This is a genomic window from Microbacterium lacus (genome assembly GCF_044794305.1).
GTDB lineage: Bacteria > Actinomycetota > Actinomycetes > Actinomycetales > Microbacteriaceae > Microbacterium > Microbacterium lacus_B.
Genome location: NZ_CP084996.1, coordinates 3,133,811 through 3,151,006 on the forward strand (window position 1 = coordinate 3,133,811; position 17,196 = coordinate 3,151,006).

Below are 17,196 nucleotides of genomic sequence, written 5' to 3' on the forward strand. Positions count from 1 at the left end.
GTGCGTGAGCACTTTGGCGATGACTTTCGACGAGAGGTATCGCGCGATCGATTCGCGCGACACCCGGTTCGACGGTCAGTTCGTCACCGCCGTGCGCACGACGAGAATCTACTGCCGGCCGAGTTGCCCTGCGCGGACCCCCAAGCCCTCGAACGTCACGTTCTATGCCACCAGCGCGGCCGCGCACGAGGCAGGCTACCGCGCCTGCAAGCGGTGCCTTCCCGAAGCCGCGCCGGGTTCGCCAGAGTGGAATCTCCGCGGCGACACGACCGCCCGCGCGATGCGGCTGATCGCTGACGGTGTCGTCGAGCGCGAGGGCGTCCCCGCATTGGCCGCTCGCCTGGGCTACTCGCCACGACACTTGACCCGTCTTCTGACCGCCGAGCTCGGCGCCGGACCCCTCGCGCTCAGCAGGGCCCAGCGAGCGCATACGGCGCGCATGCTGCTGGTCGGCACCGACCTCGCTGCATCCGACGTCGCCTTCTCGGCAGGATTCGCGAGCGTTCGGCAGTTCAACGACACCATCCGCGAAGTATTCGGCATGACGCCGTCAGAGGTGCGGGCGCGACGGCGCGGCCACCACTCGCACACCCCCGGTGCGATCGACCTCGTGCTTCCGCATCGCGGCCCGTTCGACGCGACGGGGGTTTTCGCCTGGATGCGGGCGCGAGCCGTTCCTGGTGCCGAAGTCTCGACCGAGGACTCATACGCGCGGACGCTGATGCTTCCCGGGGGGCCGGGCTGGTTCGAGATCCGGCTCGACGAGCACGGCCGCGTCCGGCTGCGTGCGCGCCTGGCCGATCTCGCCGATCTCACGACGCTCGTCGCGCGAGCGCGCCGTCTCTTCGACCTGGATGCTGATCCACTCGCCATCGATGATGCGCTGTCGCGGCATCCTGAGATCGCACCGCGCGTGGCGATGATCCCCGGAATCCGGGCTCCGGGGAGCGCAGACCCGCACGAGATGTTGATTCGTGCCATCGTCGGCCAACAGATCACGGTGGTCGCCGCCCGGACCGCCCTGACGCGTCTCGTCGAGCACCTCGGTGAACCCCTCGACGAGTTCGAGGGAACGAACCGCCTGTGGCCCACGATGTCGGCGATCGCCGAGCGAGGTCACGAGGTGCTTCGGGGCCCAGCCGCCCGCATCCGCGCGATCACCGGTGCGGCCGCCGCTCTCGCGGACGGAACGCTCACCCTTACAACGGGCGACGACGGCGCCGCTCAACGCGCGGCCCTGCTCGCCATGCCGGGAATCGGCCCGTGGACCGCCGACTATGTGCGCATGCGGGTGATCGGCGACCCCGATGTCACCCTCCCGGGCGATGTCGTCGTGCGAGCCGGCGCGGCGGCCTGCGGCATCCCCTCCGATCCCCGGGATTTCACAGCGTGGGCCGCGCGCACCGCGCCGTGGCGCTCGTACCTCACCGCCCACCTCTGGCGCGCTGCGCCGCAAGCCATCGCCTCGGTCACTCGCTCGACCGATCCCACCGCCTCACCAGCCGCACCCGTGCACACCAGCCCCACCGGTCGTGCAGATGGCACACCCCACCCCCGTCAGGAGACCTCATGACCGCCACCATCCAGAGCCTCGACACACCCGACGGCGCCTTCACGATCCTCGCCGACGACAGTGGCCGCGTGCTGGCTTCGGGCTGGACCGCCGACCCCGAGCAGATCCTCGCTCGACTGTCGCCGAAGATGCGGCCCTCGTCGATTAGCGAAGGAGAGACGGATGCCTCGGCCGCGGTCGCCGCGTTCTACGGGGGTGACCTGCATGCGATCGACGGGGTCGAGGTCGCCCAGGCGGGAACCGAGATGCAACTCGTCGGGTGGGCGGCTCTGCGCCGCATCGAGCCGGGTCAGCCGCTGACGTACAGCGAATTCGCCGTCGCCTTGGGTCACCCGAGCGCTGTCCGCGCCGCGGCATCCATCTGCGCCCGCAATGCTCCTGCACTCTTCGTGCCGTGCCACCGGGTCCTCCGCACGGGCGGAGCGCTCGGCGGTTTCGCGTGGGGGACCGAGGTCAAGCGCCGGCTTCTCGAGCGCGAAGCGCGGATCTGAGAGTTGCTTCCCTCGAAGTCAGCGGTATAGCCTGGAAGGCTGTCGCCCGCGCCCGCGGCGCAGCCGAAGGAGGATGCCATGCACACGATCGCTGTAGCCGTCACGCCGGTCGCTGCCATCTTCCGCGACCCGAGCGGAACCGCCGGACTCTTCGGCTAGGTCGCGATGGAAGCCTGCCTGCAGGCGACCAATCAGGCATAGACCCGACTGTCCGAACGTTCCGTTCGACAGGCGTCACCCACACGCCGTCTTTTCGCGGGCCTTTCGCCTGCTCGTTCCCCTCCATCGCGCGACATCCCACAAGGATCATGACTTCCACCGCATCACACTCCGCCGGCAAACCTTCGACGTTCCGATCGCTCGCCCGTCTTCTTCCCTTCGCCAAACCCGTGCTCGGCAGGCTCAGCCTGGGTGCGCTCAGTGCGCTCATCGCCAGCCTCCTGGCCCTTGCCATCCCGCTCGTCCTCGAAGAGGTCGTGCGAGGCCCGATTGCCTCGGGTGACATCAGTGTGATCGGGTGGGGTGCCGCCGCCGTGCTCGGTCTCGGAATCGCCGAAGCCGTCATGGTGTGGCTGCGCCGCTGGTTTGTGCTCGGCCCCGCGACGATGGTCGAGTACGACCTCCGCCAGATGTTCTACTCGCAGTTGCAGCGGCTGCCCGTCTCGTTCCACGACAAGTGGCAGTCCGGTCAGCTCCTCAGCCGCATGATGCAAGACATCAGCATGCTGCGCCGCTGGCTTGCCTTCGGCCTCGTGCTGCTTGTCGTGAACGTGCTCACAATCGCGGTCGGCACAGTGTTGCTCTTCCGTTGGCACTGGCTTCTCGGGACGACATTCCTCGTCGTCTCGGCGCCGCTGTGGTACGCGGGCTACCGGTTCGAGAAGACCTACGGCACGCTCGCGCGCCAGAGCCAAGATCAGGCCGGTGACCTGGCAACCTCGGTCGAAGAGAGCGTCCACGGCATCCGGGTCCTCAAGGCATTCGGGCGCGGCAAGCACGCGCTGCAAAAGTTCACCCGCCAGGCCGAGACCCTGCGCGAGACCGAGTTGAGCAAGGCGCGTGCGATCGGCTGGATCTGGTTCTGGCTCGTGCTCCTGCCCGACATCGCCTTCGCGCTGTGCCTCGGAGTGGGGATCTACCTGACGGCGTTCGGGCAGCTCCAGGGCGCCGAGCTCTTCGCCTTCTTCGTCATGGCGACGGTGCTCCGGTGGCCGATGGAATCTATCGGCTTCCTCTTCTCGTTCATGCTCGATGCCAAGACGGCTACGGACCGCCTCTTCGAGGTGTTCGACGAGCAGAACGCGATCGTCGATCCCGAGAACCCGCGCGTCATCGCCCACCCCCGCGGCGAGCTCGTGTTCGAAAACGTGCACTTCCGCTACCCGGACTCCTCGATGAGCGAGCGCGACCTCATCGATGGTGTCGACCTCGTGCTGCGCCCCGGCGAGACGATGGCGCTCGTGGGGCTGACCGGTAGCGGCAAGACCACACTCACGACCCTCCCCACCCGGCTCTACGACGTCACGGAAGGGCGCGTGCTGCTCGACGGCGTCGACATCCGCGACCTGACGCTGAGCGATCTGCGCATGCACATCGGGATGGCCTTCGAAGACGCGACGCTGTTCTCGCAGACGGTGCGCGACAACGTCTTACTCGGCCGGGAAGAGCTCGAGCCGGGCTCGGCCGAGGCCGAGCGCGTGTTGCGCGAAGCGCTGGGTGTTGCCCAGGCGGCATTCGTCGACGAACTTCCGAACGGCGTCGACACGGTGATCGGCGAAGAGGGCCTCTCGCTTTCGGGCGGTCAGCGTCAGCGGCTCGCGCTCGCGCGCGCTGTCGCCGCCCGACCGGCTGTGCTCGTGTTGGATGACCCGCTGTCGGCGCTCGACGTCGACACCGAAGCGCTGGTCGAAGACGCGCTGCGCAGGGTCATGAGCGAGACCACGGCACTGATCGTGGCGCACCGGCCGTCGACCGTCATGCTCGCCGACCGCGTCGCCCTGCTCGAAGCCGGACGCATCACCGCAGTGGGAACGCACTCCGAGTTGCTTCGCACCAGCGAGCACTACAGACACGTGATCTCGAGCCTCGAGGTCGAAGAAGCCCGCCTGCGGGAGAGGGAGGTGAACCTGTGAGTACCACGACCGTCACCGGTACGAGCGGCGAAGACCGCTCCGACTACACGCGCGCCGAGAGCCGCTCCATCCGCTCGCGCTCGCTCCGCCTGCTCGGCTCGCTCGTAGCGCCGCTGCGTTGGCAGCTCGTCCTCGCGGGTGTCGTGCTGATCGTCTCGACCGCGCTGCGCGTTATCGGTCCACTGCTCATCGCGTACGGCCTCAACACCGCGCTTCCGGCCGTCGTCGACGAGGCGGACTGGCTGCCGACTATTGGAGTCGTGGTCGTATACCTCCTCTCGGCGCTCGGCGGCGCCGCCCTCATCGGGTGGTACGTGGTCGTGGCGGCACGGCTGACCCAGGCGGTAATGCTCGAACTGCGCAAGCGCATCTTCCTGCACACGCAGCGCCTGAGCCTCGAGTTCCACGAGTCCTACACGTCGGGGCGCATCATCTCGCGTCAGACGAGCGACCTCGACACAATCCGCGAGTTGCTCGACGGCGGCCTCAACGAGCTCGTCTCGGGCGTACTGTACGGGTCGTTCACGCTCGTCGCGCTGTACCTCCTCGACTGGCAGTCGGGAATCATCCTGACCATCGCCGGTATCCCGTTGTTCTTCCTCATGCGCTGGTTCTACTTGCGCTCGCAGGTCGTCTATCGGGAGTCGCGAGTGGTCAGCGCGAAGGTCATCGTGAAGTTCGTCGAGACCATGACGGGTATCCGAGCCGTCAAGGCATTCCGCAAGGAGCAGCGCAACGACGACGAGTTCGGCGAGCTTGCTCTGCAGTATCGCGACGTCAACATTCGCTCGATTCGACTCTTCGGAACCTTCGAGCCGGGTCTCATGGTGATCGCATCCTTCGCCCTTGCCCTCATCGTGTTCTGGGGTGGCGTGCGCGTCGCAGACGGCGCGATCCTCGTCGGAACGCTGCTCAGTGCGGTCATCTTCGTGCGCAACTTCTTCTCGCCGATGCAGGAGGTCGCGTTCTTCCTCAACTCGTACCAGTCGGCGACGGCTGCGCTCGAGAAGGTGTCGGGCGTGCTCGAGGAGGAGCCGACGGTTCCCGACCCGAAGCGTCCGGTGGACCTCTGGGAGGCGAAAGGTCATGTGGAGTTCGATGACGTGGTCTTCGGCTACTCCAACGATCGCGTCATCCTGCCCGACTTCTCGTTGGACATTCCTGCGGGTCAGACCATCGCGCTGGTGGGAACGACGGGTGCGGGCAAGTCGACGCTCGCGAAGCTCGTTTCGCGGTTCTATGACCCGACCAAGGGCACCGTCACTCTCGACGGGGTGGATCTGCGAAACCTTCACCCGAAGGACCTCCGCCGCGCGATCGTGATGGTCACTCAGGAGGCGTATCTGTTCAGCGGGACGGTCGCCGACAACATCGCGCTCGGCAAGCCGGACGCGACCTTCGACGAGATCAAAGCCGCAGCGCGCGCCGTCGGTGCGGACGTCTTCATCGAGAAACTGCCCGACGGCTACAACACCGATGTCAACAAGCGTGGCGGTCGCGTCTCGGCGGGGCAGCGTCAGCTGATTTCGTTCGCGCGCGCCTTCCTCGCCAACCCTTCGGTGCTGATTCTCGACGAGGCGACCGCGTCGCTCGACATCCCGTCGGAGCGGATGATTCAGGATGCTTTGCAGACCCTGCTCGCCGACCGCACAGCGATCATCATCGCGCACCGCCTCTCGACGGTCGCGATCGCCGACCGCGTGCTCGTTATGGAGCACGGCCGCATCATCGAGGACGACACTCCCGAGGCGCTGATCAGCGGCACGGGCAAGTTCTCGCAGTTGCACGCGGCCTGGCGGGAGTCGCTGGTCTGAGGGCTGTGTGCGCTGCCTTTTGACAGCGCACACAGCCGCCGGACTTGCAGGCGACGGGGCCTCGGTGGGGGAGGGGAATCCGAGGCCCCGCCGCGGTCTGAGGTCGCTAGAGACGGATCTCGGCGATGACCTCACCGTACTCGGTCTCGCCGACCGGGGTGAAGCCGACGCGGTCGAAGAAGGCCTGCGGGCCATCGGCGCCCGCCTCGTAGATGACGTCGACGTGGTCCATTCCGCGGGCGCGAGCCTCTTCGAGGAGCTGCTCGACGGCGAACCGTCCGACACCGCGGCCCTGGTCGTCGGCGTCGACGTTGATGCGCCACAGCACCGAGACGAAGTGGGCGGGGGTTGCTTCCGTGTCGAAGTTCGCGCTCACGAAGCCGACGACCTCATCGCCGTCGACGACGACCCGCTGCCAGGTGGTCTGCGGGTTCACGACGGTCGCCGCGACGCCGTAGCTCACGGGGGCGAGGAACTGCTCCTGCCCGGGCTTGAGCGACATGTTGTTGACCGCCACGATCGTCGTTGCGGACAGTTCGACCAACTGGAGCTCACTCATAGGCACAGGGTAGTCGGATCACGTCGGTTCTCGCACAGCCTTTGGTCGGACTTAACAAGGATTTCATGTTCGGAGATATCTTGATGTCGAGATACTTTTCGCCGTGCGATAGGCTGAAATCAGACTCGAACGAAGGCGATACTGGTGACCGATTCGACCATCATCTACACCCACACTGACGAAGCCCCGGCTCTTGCTACGGCATCATTCCTCCCGATCGTTCAGGCGATCGCCGGCCGGGCGGGAGTGGGTATCGAAACGCGCGATATCTCGCTCTCGGGTCGCATCCTTGCGGCATTCCCGCAGAAGCTCACGCCCGAAGAGCAGGTGAGCGATTCGCTTGCCGAGTTGGGCGGTCTCGCGACCCTCCCCGAGGCGAACATCATCAAGCTCCCGAACATCTCGGCGTCGATCCCCCAATTGAAGGGCGCGATCGTCGAACTGCAGTCGCAGGGCTACGACATCCCCGATTTTCCGGACGACCCGCAGACGCTCGAAGAGAAGGACGTCCGCGCGCGCTACGACCGCATCAAGGGATCGGCCGTGAACCCGGTGCTGCGTGAGGGAAACAGCGACCGCCGCGCGCCGCTGTCGGTCAAGCAGTACGCCCGCAAGCACCCGCACCGCAACAAGCCCTTCCCCGAGGGCTCGAAGACCCGCGTGGCCACGATGGGCCAGGACGACTTCAAGAGCAATGAGAAGTCGTGGGTTGCCGCCCACGACGACGTCCTGACGATCCGCCACACCGCTACGGACGGCACCGTCACGGTGCTAAAGGACAACCTCAAGGTCCTCCCGCGTGAGATCGTCGACGCCACTTTCATGTCGGCGGCGGCGCTCGATGAGTTCCTCGCAGAGACGCTGAAGACCGCGGCCGATGATGACCTCCTTTACTCGGTGCACCTCAAGGCCACGATGATGAAGGTCAGCGACCCGATCATCTTCGGCCACGTCGTCAAGGCGTTCTTCCCCGACGTGTTCGCCACCTACGGAGAGCGCCTCGAGGCCGCGGGCCTCAGCCCCAACAACGGCCTCGGCTCGATCCTCGCGGGGCTCGGCGCCGTCGAAGGCGGCGACGAGATCGCCGCGGCCATCACTGCCGATCTCGCGCGCGGTCCGCGTCTGTCGTACACGAACTCCGACAAGGGCATCACGAACCTGCATGTCCCGTCGGACGTCATCGTCGACGCATCCATGCCCGCCCTCGTCCGTAACGGCGGCAAGCTGTGGGGTTCCGACGGCGGCGAGGACGACACTCTCGCGGTCATTCCGGACTCGTCCTACGCGAGCGTGTACCAGGCGACGATCGACGATGTCATCGCGAACGGTCCGCTTGACCCCGCAACGATCGGCAGCGTCTCGAACGTCGGTCTGATGGCGCAGGCTGCCGAAGAGTACGGCAGCCACGACAAGACCTTCGAGATCGCCGCGGCCGGCATCGTGCAGATCGTCGACGGCGATGGCCAGGTCGTCATCGAGCACGACGTGCAGCAGGGCGATATCTGGCGCGCCACGCAGACGAAGTACATTCCCGTCGTCGACTGGGTGCGTCTCGCGGTCAGCCGCGCCCGCGCCACCGGTGTTCCGGCGGTGTTCTGGCTCGACGTCAACCGTGCGCACGATGCGCAGATCATCGCGAAGGTCTACCAGGCCCTTGCGACGATGGACACCCACGGCATCCAGATCTCGATCCTCGCGCCCGCCGAGGCCACGCGCTACAGCCTGGCTCGCATGCGTCACGGCCTCGACACGATCTCGGTCACCGGCAATGTGCTGCGCGACTACCTGACCGACCTGTTCCCGATCCTCGAGGTCGGCACATCCGCGAAGATGCTGAGCATTGTTCCGCTGCTCGCCGGCGGCGGCCTGTTCGAAACCGGTGCCGGTGGCTCTGCGCCCAAGCACGTGCAGCAGCTCGTCGAAGAGAACTACTTGCGCTGGGATTCGCTGGGCGAGTTCTTCGCGCTGGCGGCCTCGCTCGAGCACCTGGCGACCTACACGGGCAACGTACAGGCGCAGGTGCTGGCAGACACGTTGGATGCCGCGACCGGCACGTTCCTCGAGAACGACAAGTCGCCCGGCCGCGCACTCGGCACGATCGACAACCGCGGTAGCCACTTCTACCTCGCCCTCTACTGGGCGCAGGAACTGGCTGCGCAGAAGGCCGACCCGGCGCTTGCTGCCGAGTTCGCCCCGCTGGCTGAAGCTCTCGCGGCAGCGGAAGACACCATCGTCGCCGAGTTGCTTGCCGTGCAGGGCAGCCCGGTCGAGATCGGCGGGTACTACCGTCCGAACATGGAACTCGTGACCGCGGCGATGCGTCCGTCTGCGACCCTCAACGAGATCATCGACGAGCTGCGCTGATCGAACCTGCGTCCGTTTCGCGGATGACGGCGACCGCTCCGGCGTCGAGCGCGAGTTCGCCGCCGACGCGGTCGCCGGTGAGCAGCTCGACCCCGGACGCGGGTACGGTCGCGGGCGTATGGCCGTGGTTGATCACGAAGAGCCAGGACTGCTCGTCTGAGACCCGGCGTACCGCTTCGACGCCCGGTATCACGGGGTAGCGCGCGACGACTCCGGATGCCGCCACCACCGCGTCGACGAGATCGTCGAAGCCGCTCAGCAGATCGGCCGACACATACCAGGCCTGCCCCGTCCCGACGTGTCGTCGAGTGACGGCGGGCAGACCGGCGAGGGCGCCCTCGGCGTAGGCGTCCACGACTTCGGCGCCTTCGACCCGGAGCCGCTCGGTCCAGTCTTCGGCGATCGCCCCGGATGACAGTGCGGTGCGTTCGCCCTCGAGCAGGGGAGTGAACTCCTCGCCGAACACGCCGAGAAGGTCGCGGAAGGCGCCGGGGTAGCCGCCGATGCGGATTCGATTCTCTTCGTCGGCGATGCCCGACAGGTGTCCGATAACCACGGTCGCTCCGCGGTGGACGGCCGCGGTCAGAACATCGACGGTCGCATCGTCGACCGCGTAGAGACCCGGAACGATGAGCAGATCGTAGCCTGTGAGGTCGGCGTGCGGGGCAACGACGTCGGGGCCGTGCCCGCGCGCCGACAGCGCCTCGTGCCAGCGTCGGCCGGATCGCTCGATCGGGTAGTCGTGCAGCGGCTTCTGCCCCTCTTCCCACGCCCATTTCGCGGGGATGTCGGCGATGATCGCGACGCGGGATGCCTCCACCAGGCTTCCCGCTACCTCCGCGAGGTGCCGGACCTTTGCACCCAGGGCAACAACCTCTCGCCACTGCCGTGTATCGGAGCCCGCGTGCGGAACCATGCCCGAGTGGTACTGCTCAACGCCCGATGCCGATGCCCGCCACTGGAAGAACAATGTGCCGTCAGAGCCGTGGGCGATGTGCTGAAGGCTGTGCCGGGTCATTTCTCCCGGCGCCTTCGGAGCATTGCGCGGCTGCCAGTTCACGGCGCTCGTGGAGTGTTCCATCAGCAACCACGGACGCGTGCGGGCCAAGCCACGGGCGCGCGAGGCGACGAACGCGAGTTCTCGTTCGCGGTGCGGGTCCGCCGCCGCTGTGTAGTGGTCGATCGCGACGAAATCCACGTCATCCACCCAGTCCGCGTAGTCCGCGACGCTCCCGCCGACGGTGAGCATGAGGTTGGTGGTGATCGGGGTCGTGACTCCCTCGGCGCGGAGCGCGTCGCGCTCGCGCCGGTACTGCCCGAGGAGCGCGTCCGAACTGAATCGATCGAAAGCCAGGAGCAATGACGGACTCTGACCCGACTCGCTGGCCAGGGGTGCCGTCACATCGTCGAAGCTGCGGTACCGCAGTCCCCAGACCGCCGTGCCCCACGCGCGATTGACGGCATCGATGGTTCCGTAGCGCTCGTGTGCCCATTCCCGAAAAGCCTGTGATGACGCCTCGCAGTAGCAGAGGCGATTGCCGCCGCCGAGTTCGTTGCCGACGTGCCACATCCGCACCGCCGGGTGCTGGCCATACCTCGCGCCGAACTGCTGGGCGATGCGTGCGGAGTAGCGATGCCAGACCGGTTGGCTTGCACACCAGCCGAGGCGCCCACCGGGGTGAAAGCGCAGGCCCTGGCGGTTCACGGGGATGATCTCGGGGTGCGCTCGCTGCAGCCACAACGGCGGCGCGGCTGTGGGCGTGGCCAGATCGATGCCGATGCCCGCATCCGAGAGCAGGCCGATGATCTCGTCGAACCACGCCCAGTCCCACTGATCGTCGTCGGTTTCGACGAACGCCCACGAGAACACCCCGAGCGTGACGGTGTTCACGCCGGCCTCGCGCATGAGGTCGATGTCTTCGCGCCACACGCTCGCCGGCCACTGTTCGGGGTTGTAATCACCACCGAACAGCAGGTGGTTCGCGCCGGTCATGCCGCTCCCGCGCTGTGCACCGCCGCCGCGAGGGGATGGGGCGCGGCGAGGTCGGCGAGCGCGATCGCCCCGTCGATCCCTTGCCCCTGCGGTGCAACGACCGTGATGTCCGTCCTGCCCTGGTCGGCTCGGAGCGCGGCGTCGAATTCGGTCTTCAGCAGTCGCGAGCGAAAGACGCCACCGAGCGTGCAGACGGCCAGCCGGTCGTCTTCCACATGGGCCACTCGCCGGATCGCTGTGGTCACGCTGAGCGCCAACTGTGCCGCGGCGCGGTGCGTGATCGCGATGGCCACGTCGTCGCCTTCGCCGGCAAGCCGAGCGACGTGCGCCGCGTAGGACGCCACGACCCGAACGCGATCATCGGTGCCTTGGAGCGCGATGTAGGCCTGGTCGAGCTCCGGCCACGTTTCGCGCACCACGTCGCTGAGAGCGGTATGCGGCCCGCGACCGTCGTAGTCGCGCATGACGGCCTCGAGGGCCTGTTGGCCGATCCAGTAGCCGCTGCCCGCATCGCCCATGAGATGGCCCCAGCCGTCGACGCGAGCAATGGCATCCCTGCCGACAGCCAGAGTGACGACACCGGTGCCGGCAGCGACGACCGCGCCCCGGGTGTCGCCGAGGGCACCCAGGAAGGACGTCGTCGAGTCGTGCGCGAGGATCACTTTTCGTACGCCGGTTCCGCTCAGCATCGCCAGCAGCGCGTCCGCGTCCGCATCGCGGTCCGTCAGACCCGAGATCCCAGCCGTGACCACGGTCGGTGTTCCGCCCGTGCGGTCGATCGCTCCCCGAACAACCTCCGCGAGTTGCGGCAGCAGCGGAACGTGCGTGCGAATCCCGCCGAAAAGCACATCCTCGTGCGCGATCCCGTTCTTCAGGCGCACCTTCATGCCCGTCTGACCGGCATCGATCGCCAGCACCGACGCGCTCATGCGTTCACTTCCCGGTTGCTCATGCGTCCGTACACCTCGCGGAGATAGTCGCCGGCGGGCTTGCCGAAGGGACAGTAGTCGTCGTTAGTGGCGGCATCCTCTCGCGCATACAGCGAGGCGGGCCAGTCCCACAGCATGAAGCCACCCACCCAGGGGCGCTCGGCGCAGGCGTCGAACATCGCGCGGTAGTACCGCAGCTGCTCGGCGCCTGAAGGCTCGCCCGGCAGTGCCCAGTCGTTGGGGAGATCGGCGGATCCTGTGCGACTGGGGCAGCCGGCTTCCATGAAGAAGAACGGCTTGCCGGATGCCTCGACCACCGCCTCGATGCGGTCGAGGTGAGCCTGCCACGTGCCGATCGGGTAGTAGCCGCTCGACGAAATCACGTCGACGGCATCCCACCAGGTGACGCGGTCTTCCTGGTACTTGTCGCAGTTGTAGGTGATGAGTCCGGTGTACACCTCGCGCACCTCGGCGATCAATGCCCGCCAATGCACCTCTTGACCGTCTGCGCGGACCATCTCGCAGCCGATGCAGAGCATCTCGACGCTCTCAGCCTGCGCTGTCCGCGCCGCATGCACGATGAACGCGCGGTACGCAGCGAACCAATCCGTCCAGTTCGGCTCGTTCGGTACGTCCCAGTCGAAAAAGCCGATATGGGCACGCCAGGTTCCATCGGCAACGTTCACCACGGGCTTGAGCACGACCTTCATCCCGAGGGCCTGGGCTTCGCGGATCGCCCAGATGACTTCGTCGTCCGTGACCGTGGGCTCTTGATCGAACGGGATCTCGGTCGAGACGGCTGTCGCTTGGACTGCCGCGTAGGCGACGGCGGTCCACGTCACGCCGTTTTCTCTCATGGCGGCCATGGATGCGGACGCGGCGGGGGTCGCCCAGGTGCCACGGGTGCCCACCCAGCCCCAGGTCATCCCGCACACCGGCTCGCCGAGCTGGTCGATCAGCGTGGTCATGACGCGACCAACTGGTTCGCCGAGCGCAGGATGCCCGGTTGCGAGATGTCGGTCGCCTGAGCGGCTGTGATCCCGCGCACCAGAATGGTCGTGGATTCACCTGGCAAGAGGGTCACCAGACCCTCATCCGCCACGGCGTGCGGCTCGATCTTGTCAACGAGCAAGGTCGCCTCGCGCACGAGGTTGTGCGCGGTCAATGTGATCTCGACGCCGTCGGCGTGGTCGGTAGCCTCCACAGAAACGTGAGGTTGCTCGAGCGCTGAGTCTCGCGGCTCACCGAAGAACCACAGGCCCCGGATGCTGTCGAGCTCGGCCACGAGCAGCTCCGACGCGGCGTCACCCGGTCGGGCCGCAGCATCCGGCACCTGCACCGTCGCGTTCGCACGCGCGGCAACGTCGACCGACTCGAAGTGCTCAGAGATCACTGCGCCGTCATAGGCGCGGCGGGTGATGCGCAGCTGACCCGACCACGCGTCGGCGGTGTCGTTCAACACCACCGCCACGAAACCCCCTTCCCGGGGCTGGATCGTGAGCGCGCGGGGCGCGAAAGCGTTCCGCAGTGCGTAGAACAGCGGTTTGGGATGCTCGTCGCCGTCGATCGCCGCCCATGAGGTCACCGGCCAGCAGTCGTTGAGCTGCCACATGATCGCCCCCGCGGTGTGCGGGGCGTGCGAGCGGAAGTGCTCGAGCGCCGTCGAGATCGCGTTCGCCTGGTTCAGCTGCATCGCCCAGTGCCACGTCTCCATGTCTTCGGGCAGGCGGTAGTGCGGAATCAGACCGTTGGTGAGCTTGACATTGCCCTCCATTGCCTTCTGGTGCACGATCATGCCCGGTGATTCGGGCGTCAGTGGGTTGTCGCTGATCGCGCGGGTCAGGGTCGACCACGTCGGCGGACCCTGCCAGCCGAACTCGGCCACGAAGCGCGGCGTGTAGTCGCGGTAGTGCGGCCAGTCCTTCTGGTTCCAGAGATCCCAGATGTGCATCGTGCCGTGTCGTTCGGAGTTGGGGTGCGCGGCACTTCGCACACGGGGATCCTCCCCAAACCGCTGGATTGCGCCCGCAGGCTCCGGGCTGAACGGGCTCCCCGGCGCGTAGGGCACAGTCGGGGCGAGCGCTGAGACGATCGAGGGAAGCAGGTCGTAGTAGTAGTACGCGCCCCAGGTCTTGCCGTCGAGGCGCAGCTTCCATCCCCAGTCCTCGTATCCCCAGAGGTTCTCGTTGTTGCCGGTCAACAGCACCAGCGAGGCGTGGTGGCCGATTCGCGTGACGTTGTCTCGGGCTTCGGCCTCGACCTCGCTGCGCAGCGGCTCTTCTTCGGCGTATGCCGCGCACGCGAAGAGGAAGTCCTGCCAGGTGAGCAGCCCCAGTTCATCGGCCAGGTCATAGAAGTCGTCTTGCTCGTAGATTCCCCCGCCCCAGACCCGGATCAGATTGAGGTTCGCATCGCGCGCTTGCCGTAGTCGCCGCTCGTACCGGGCGCGGTCCACGCGAACGGGGAACGCGTCGTCCGGAATCCAGTTCGCACCCTTCACGAACACGGGAGTGCCGTTGACCTTCAGGGTGAAGGGCGTTCCGTCCGCATCGGGAGCCGAGTCCCACTCCACCGTGCGGAAGCCGATGCGCCGGTGTGCCTCATCGAGCGATACACCGGATGCCTCGAGGCGGACGGTGAGATCGTAGAGCGGCTGTTCGCCATAGCCGACCGGCCACCACAGGTGTGCGTTGGCCACAGTGACGGTGACCTTCGTTGAGGTTTCTTCCCCCGCAAGCTCCGCGCTCGCCGTCGCGCCACCGACTTCGACCGAAACAGTGACCGGTCCATCTCCCGCACGCTCGACCTCGATCGACACCTCGACGATGCCGGCGTCGGCATCGATCACCTGCGGCCGAACCGCGGCCAGTCTGGCCACTGACCACGATTCGAGGCGGACGGGCTTCCAGATTCCGCTTGTCGCGGTCTTGATTCCCCAGTCCCAGCCGAAGCTGCACGCTGACTTGCGGATCGCGTCGTAGGGGAGCGGGTACGGGCGTTGGCGCACGCCGAGGATCACGCTCTGCTCGTTGGCGTAACGCACCGGGCTGCGGAAATCGACCCGCAGTGTGTTCTCGCCCGCGACGAGTGCCGATGTCACATCGACCCGATACGTGCGGTGTTGATTGGCTGTCTCGGCCACCGTCTGACCGTTCAGCAGCACCGTCGCAACGGTGTCGAGACCATCGAAGACCAGATCGTGACGGGCGGATGCTGACACCTGGCCCTCATCGAGCGCCTCGTCTGCGTCGAAAGTGAAGGTCGTCTCGTATCTCCAGTCCACGAGGCCGATCCACGCCAGGGCCGACTCGTTGTCGTCGAGATACGGGTCGGGAATGAGCCCCGCGGCCAGAAGGTCGAGGTGCACGACGCCGGGGACGCTCGCCGGAACGGCCACCGAAGTGATGTGTTCGGGCGCGGGGCCCGAGCCGACCCGCACCGACCAACCGTCGTGCAGAGAACGTGATGAGGTCATTTGACGGCTCCCGAGGTGAGGCCCTTGTAGATCCACTTCTGCAAGAGCAGGAAGGCGATGATCGTGGGGACGATGACGACGATGGTGCCCGCGGCGATGACCTCCCACTGCGCGCCGAACGGCCCCTTGAACCGGAACAGCGAAGTGGAGATGAAGCCCTCGGAGGGCAGGTAGAGGAAGGGTGCATAGAACTCGTTGTAGATCGCAATGCCCTTGATGATGACGACCGTCGCGATCGCCGGCTTGAGCAGCGGCAGCACGATGCGCCAGTAGATCGTCCACCGGTTCGCACCGTCGATCATTGCCGCCTCGTCGAGCGAGACCGGGATGGACTGCATGAACTGGATGAACAGGTAGATCGCGATGATGTCCGTGCCCATGAAGAGCAGGATCAGGGCGGTCTTGGTGTCGTAGAGCCCCAGGCCGTTGATCAGCTGGAACGTCGCCACCTGGCTCGTGACGCTCGGGATGAGGGTTGCCAGAAGAAAGAGGCCGACCACGAGTTTCTTGCCGCGGAAGGTGAACCGGTCGATCGCATAGGCGGCCATCGTGCCGATGAAGATTGTGCCGACGAGCGACACCACCAGCACGATCGAGGTGTTGATGAAGCCCTCGAGCATCTGCCCGCTCGTGAACGCCGTGACGAAGTTGTCGAAGTTGAACCAGTTCGCGGGTGCGTCGAACGGACCCGTCGAGGCGTATTCCTGCGACGTCTTCAAGCTGGCGAACAGGACGACCGACAGTGGGAGGAGCGTGAACAGCGCGCCGAGGATGAGGCTTACGTACTTCGCTGTGGTGGCGCTCATCGAGCGCAGGCGCATGAGAGGAGTGAGCCCGCTGGGGCGTGGGCGGACGGTCGTCATGTCAGGTCCACCTTCTCGTCGGGGAAGATCTTGCGTTGGATCACGGTCACGATCACGACGATCGCGAGCAGCACGACGGCCATGGCCGAGGCGAGTCCGACCTGCCGGAAGCTGAAGGCGGTCTGGAGGGTCTGGATCACGAAGGTCGCCGATCCGTTGGCGCCGCCGGTCATGATGAAGGGGATCTCGAAGACGCTGAGCGCGCCGGCGACCGCGAGGATGAAGGACAGTCCGATGATGCGGCGGATGCCGGGAAAGATGAGCGCCCAGAACTGCTGGAAGCGCGACGCGCCGTCGAGTTCGGCCGCTTCGTACAGTTCGCGGGGGATCGACTGGATCGCGCCGAGGAACAGCACGAAGTTGAGCCCGGTGTAGCGCCACACCGATGTGCCTGCCAGCGACCAGTTCACGATGTCAGGGTCTCCGAGCCACTGAGGCGGCTCGACGATGCCGAACCACGACAGCACGGTGTCGGCCGTGCCGCCGGGCTGAAAGAGATAGAGGAAAACGAAACCGATCGCGACGCCGTTGATCAGATACGGGAAGAACAGGATGCCGCGGAACAGGTTCTGAAACCGCGTAGAGAAGCTCAGGATCGTCGCAAAGTACAGCGCGATCGCCATCTGGGCGAAGGTCGCGATGAAGTAGTAGAGGCTCACACCGAAGACGCTGAAGATGCGCGGGTCGGTGAACACACGGACGTAATTGTCGAGCCCGACGAAGTTCTTCGTCTGGTCGATTCCATCCCAGTCGGTGACGCTGTAGTAGAAGAGGTTCAACGCCGGCCAGTAGGTGAACAGCAGCAGCAACCCGACCGCGGTGGCGAGGAACAGCCACGGGGTGAGGCCCTGCAGGAATCTCTGGCCGGCGCTCCGTCCGCTCCGGCGCCCGGGCTCGTCGGACCGAGGGCGTCTGCCTCGGATCCGACGAGCTCGAGCGGGAGCGGAGAGGATGGCGGGTGCGTCTGCGGCATTGCCGGATGTCGCGAGTGCCATGAACTTCT

The 17,196-nt window shown here is 66.3% G+C and carries 12 protein-coding genes; 5 read left to right on the forward strand and 7 right to left on the reverse strand.

Annotation, left to right across the window (positions count from 1 at the left end; translation table 11 throughout):
• Positions 1-19: 19 nt before the first annotated feature.
• The 4 genes from LG299_RS14780 (at position 20) to LG299_RS14795 (ending at position 6,010) form a co-directional block, all read left to right on the forward strand.
• Positions 20-1,573, forward strand: a complete 1,554-nt coding sequence (locus LG299_RS14780; protein WP_404434911.1) for a DNA-3-methyladenine glycosylase 2 family protein — start codon at positions 20-22, stop codon at positions 1,571-1,573.
• Positions 1,570-2,064 carry a methylated-DNA--[protein]-cysteine S-methyltransferase gene (locus LG299_RS14785; RefSeq protein WP_404431553.1) on the forward strand — a complete coding sequence of 165 codons (495 nt, stop codon included), beginning with the start codon at positions 1,570-1,572 and terminating at the stop codon, positions 2,062-2,064. Before LG299_RS14780 ends, LG299_RS14785 begins: the two co-directional genes overlap by 4 nt.
• 308 nt (positions 2,065-2,372) lie before the next feature.
• A complete protein-coding gene (locus LG299_RS14790) occupies positions 2,373-4,196 on the forward strand; it encodes an ABC transporter ATP-binding protein (protein ID WP_404431555.1) in 1,824 nt (607 codons plus the stop codon).
• Positions 4,193-6,010, forward strand: coding sequence for an ABC transporter ATP-binding protein (locus LG299_RS14795; RefSeq protein WP_404431557.1), 1,818 nt, complete (start codon positions 4,193-4,195; stop codon positions 6,008-6,010). Before LG299_RS14790 ends, LG299_RS14795 begins: the two co-directional genes overlap by 4 nt.
• Before the next feature lie 106 nt (positions 6,011-6,116).
• On the opposite strand, the gene LG299_RS14800 is transcribed toward LG299_RS14795, so the two are convergent.
• Entirely contained in the window at positions 6,117-6,569 is a 453-nt protein-coding gene (locus LG299_RS14800) for a GNAT family N-acetyltransferase (protein WP_404431559.1), read from the reverse strand.
• A gap of 144 nt (positions 6,570-6,713) precedes the next feature.
• Between LG299_RS14800 and LG299_RS14805 the strand changes: the two genes are divergently transcribed.
• Positions 6,714-8,933: an NADP-dependent isocitrate dehydrogenase gene (locus LG299_RS14805; protein WP_404431561.1), complete on the forward strand. Its 2,220-nt coding sequence runs from the start codon at positions 6,714-6,716 to the stop codon at positions 8,931-8,933.
• Here LG299_RS14805 and LG299_RS14810 read toward each other — a convergent pair.
• Genes LG299_RS14810 through LG299_RS14835 form a run of 6 tightly spaced genes read right to left on the reverse strand, consistent with a single transcriptional unit; the run spans position 8,914 to position 17,188 of the window.
• Entirely contained in the window at positions 8,914-10,926 is a 2,013-nt protein-coding gene (locus LG299_RS14810) for a beta-galactosidase (protein ID WP_404431563.1), read from the reverse strand. The genes LG299_RS14805 and LG299_RS14810 overlap by 20 nt on opposite strands.
• Entirely contained in the window at positions 10,923-11,855 is a 933-nt protein-coding gene (locus LG299_RS14815; protein ID WP_404431565.1) for an N-acetylglucosamine kinase, read from the reverse strand. Before LG299_RS14815 ends, LG299_RS14810 begins: the two co-directional genes overlap by 4 nt.
• The gene (locus tag LG299_RS14820) at positions 11,852-12,823 is read right to left on the reverse strand and encodes a glycoside hydrolase family 113 (protein ID WP_404431567.1); all 972 of its coding nucleotides are present in this window, start codon (positions 12,821-12,823) and stop codon (positions 11,852-11,854) included. The genes LG299_RS14815 and LG299_RS14820 overlap by 4 nt, the downstream gene beginning before the upstream one ends.
• A complete protein-coding gene (locus LG299_RS14825) occupies positions 12,820-15,330 on the reverse strand; it encodes a glycosyl hydrolase 2 galactose-binding domain-containing protein (RefSeq protein WP_404431569.1) in 2,511 nt (836 codons plus the stop codon). The genes LG299_RS14820 and LG299_RS14825 overlap by 4 nt, the downstream gene beginning before the upstream one ends.
• Complete coding sequence (locus tag LG299_RS14830) at positions 15,327-16,193, reverse strand: carbohydrate ABC transporter permease (RefSeq protein WP_404431571.1); 867 nt, start codon at positions 16,191-16,193, stop codon at positions 15,327-15,329. The genes LG299_RS14825 and LG299_RS14830 overlap by 4 nt, the downstream gene beginning before the upstream one ends.
• Positions 16,190-17,188, reverse strand: a complete 999-nt coding sequence (locus LG299_RS14835; RefSeq protein ID WP_404431573.1) for a carbohydrate ABC transporter permease — start codon at positions 17,186-17,188, stop codon at positions 16,190-16,192. The genes LG299_RS14830 and LG299_RS14835 overlap by 4 nt, the downstream gene beginning before the upstream one ends.
• Positions 17,189-17,196: the final 8 nt, after the last annotated feature.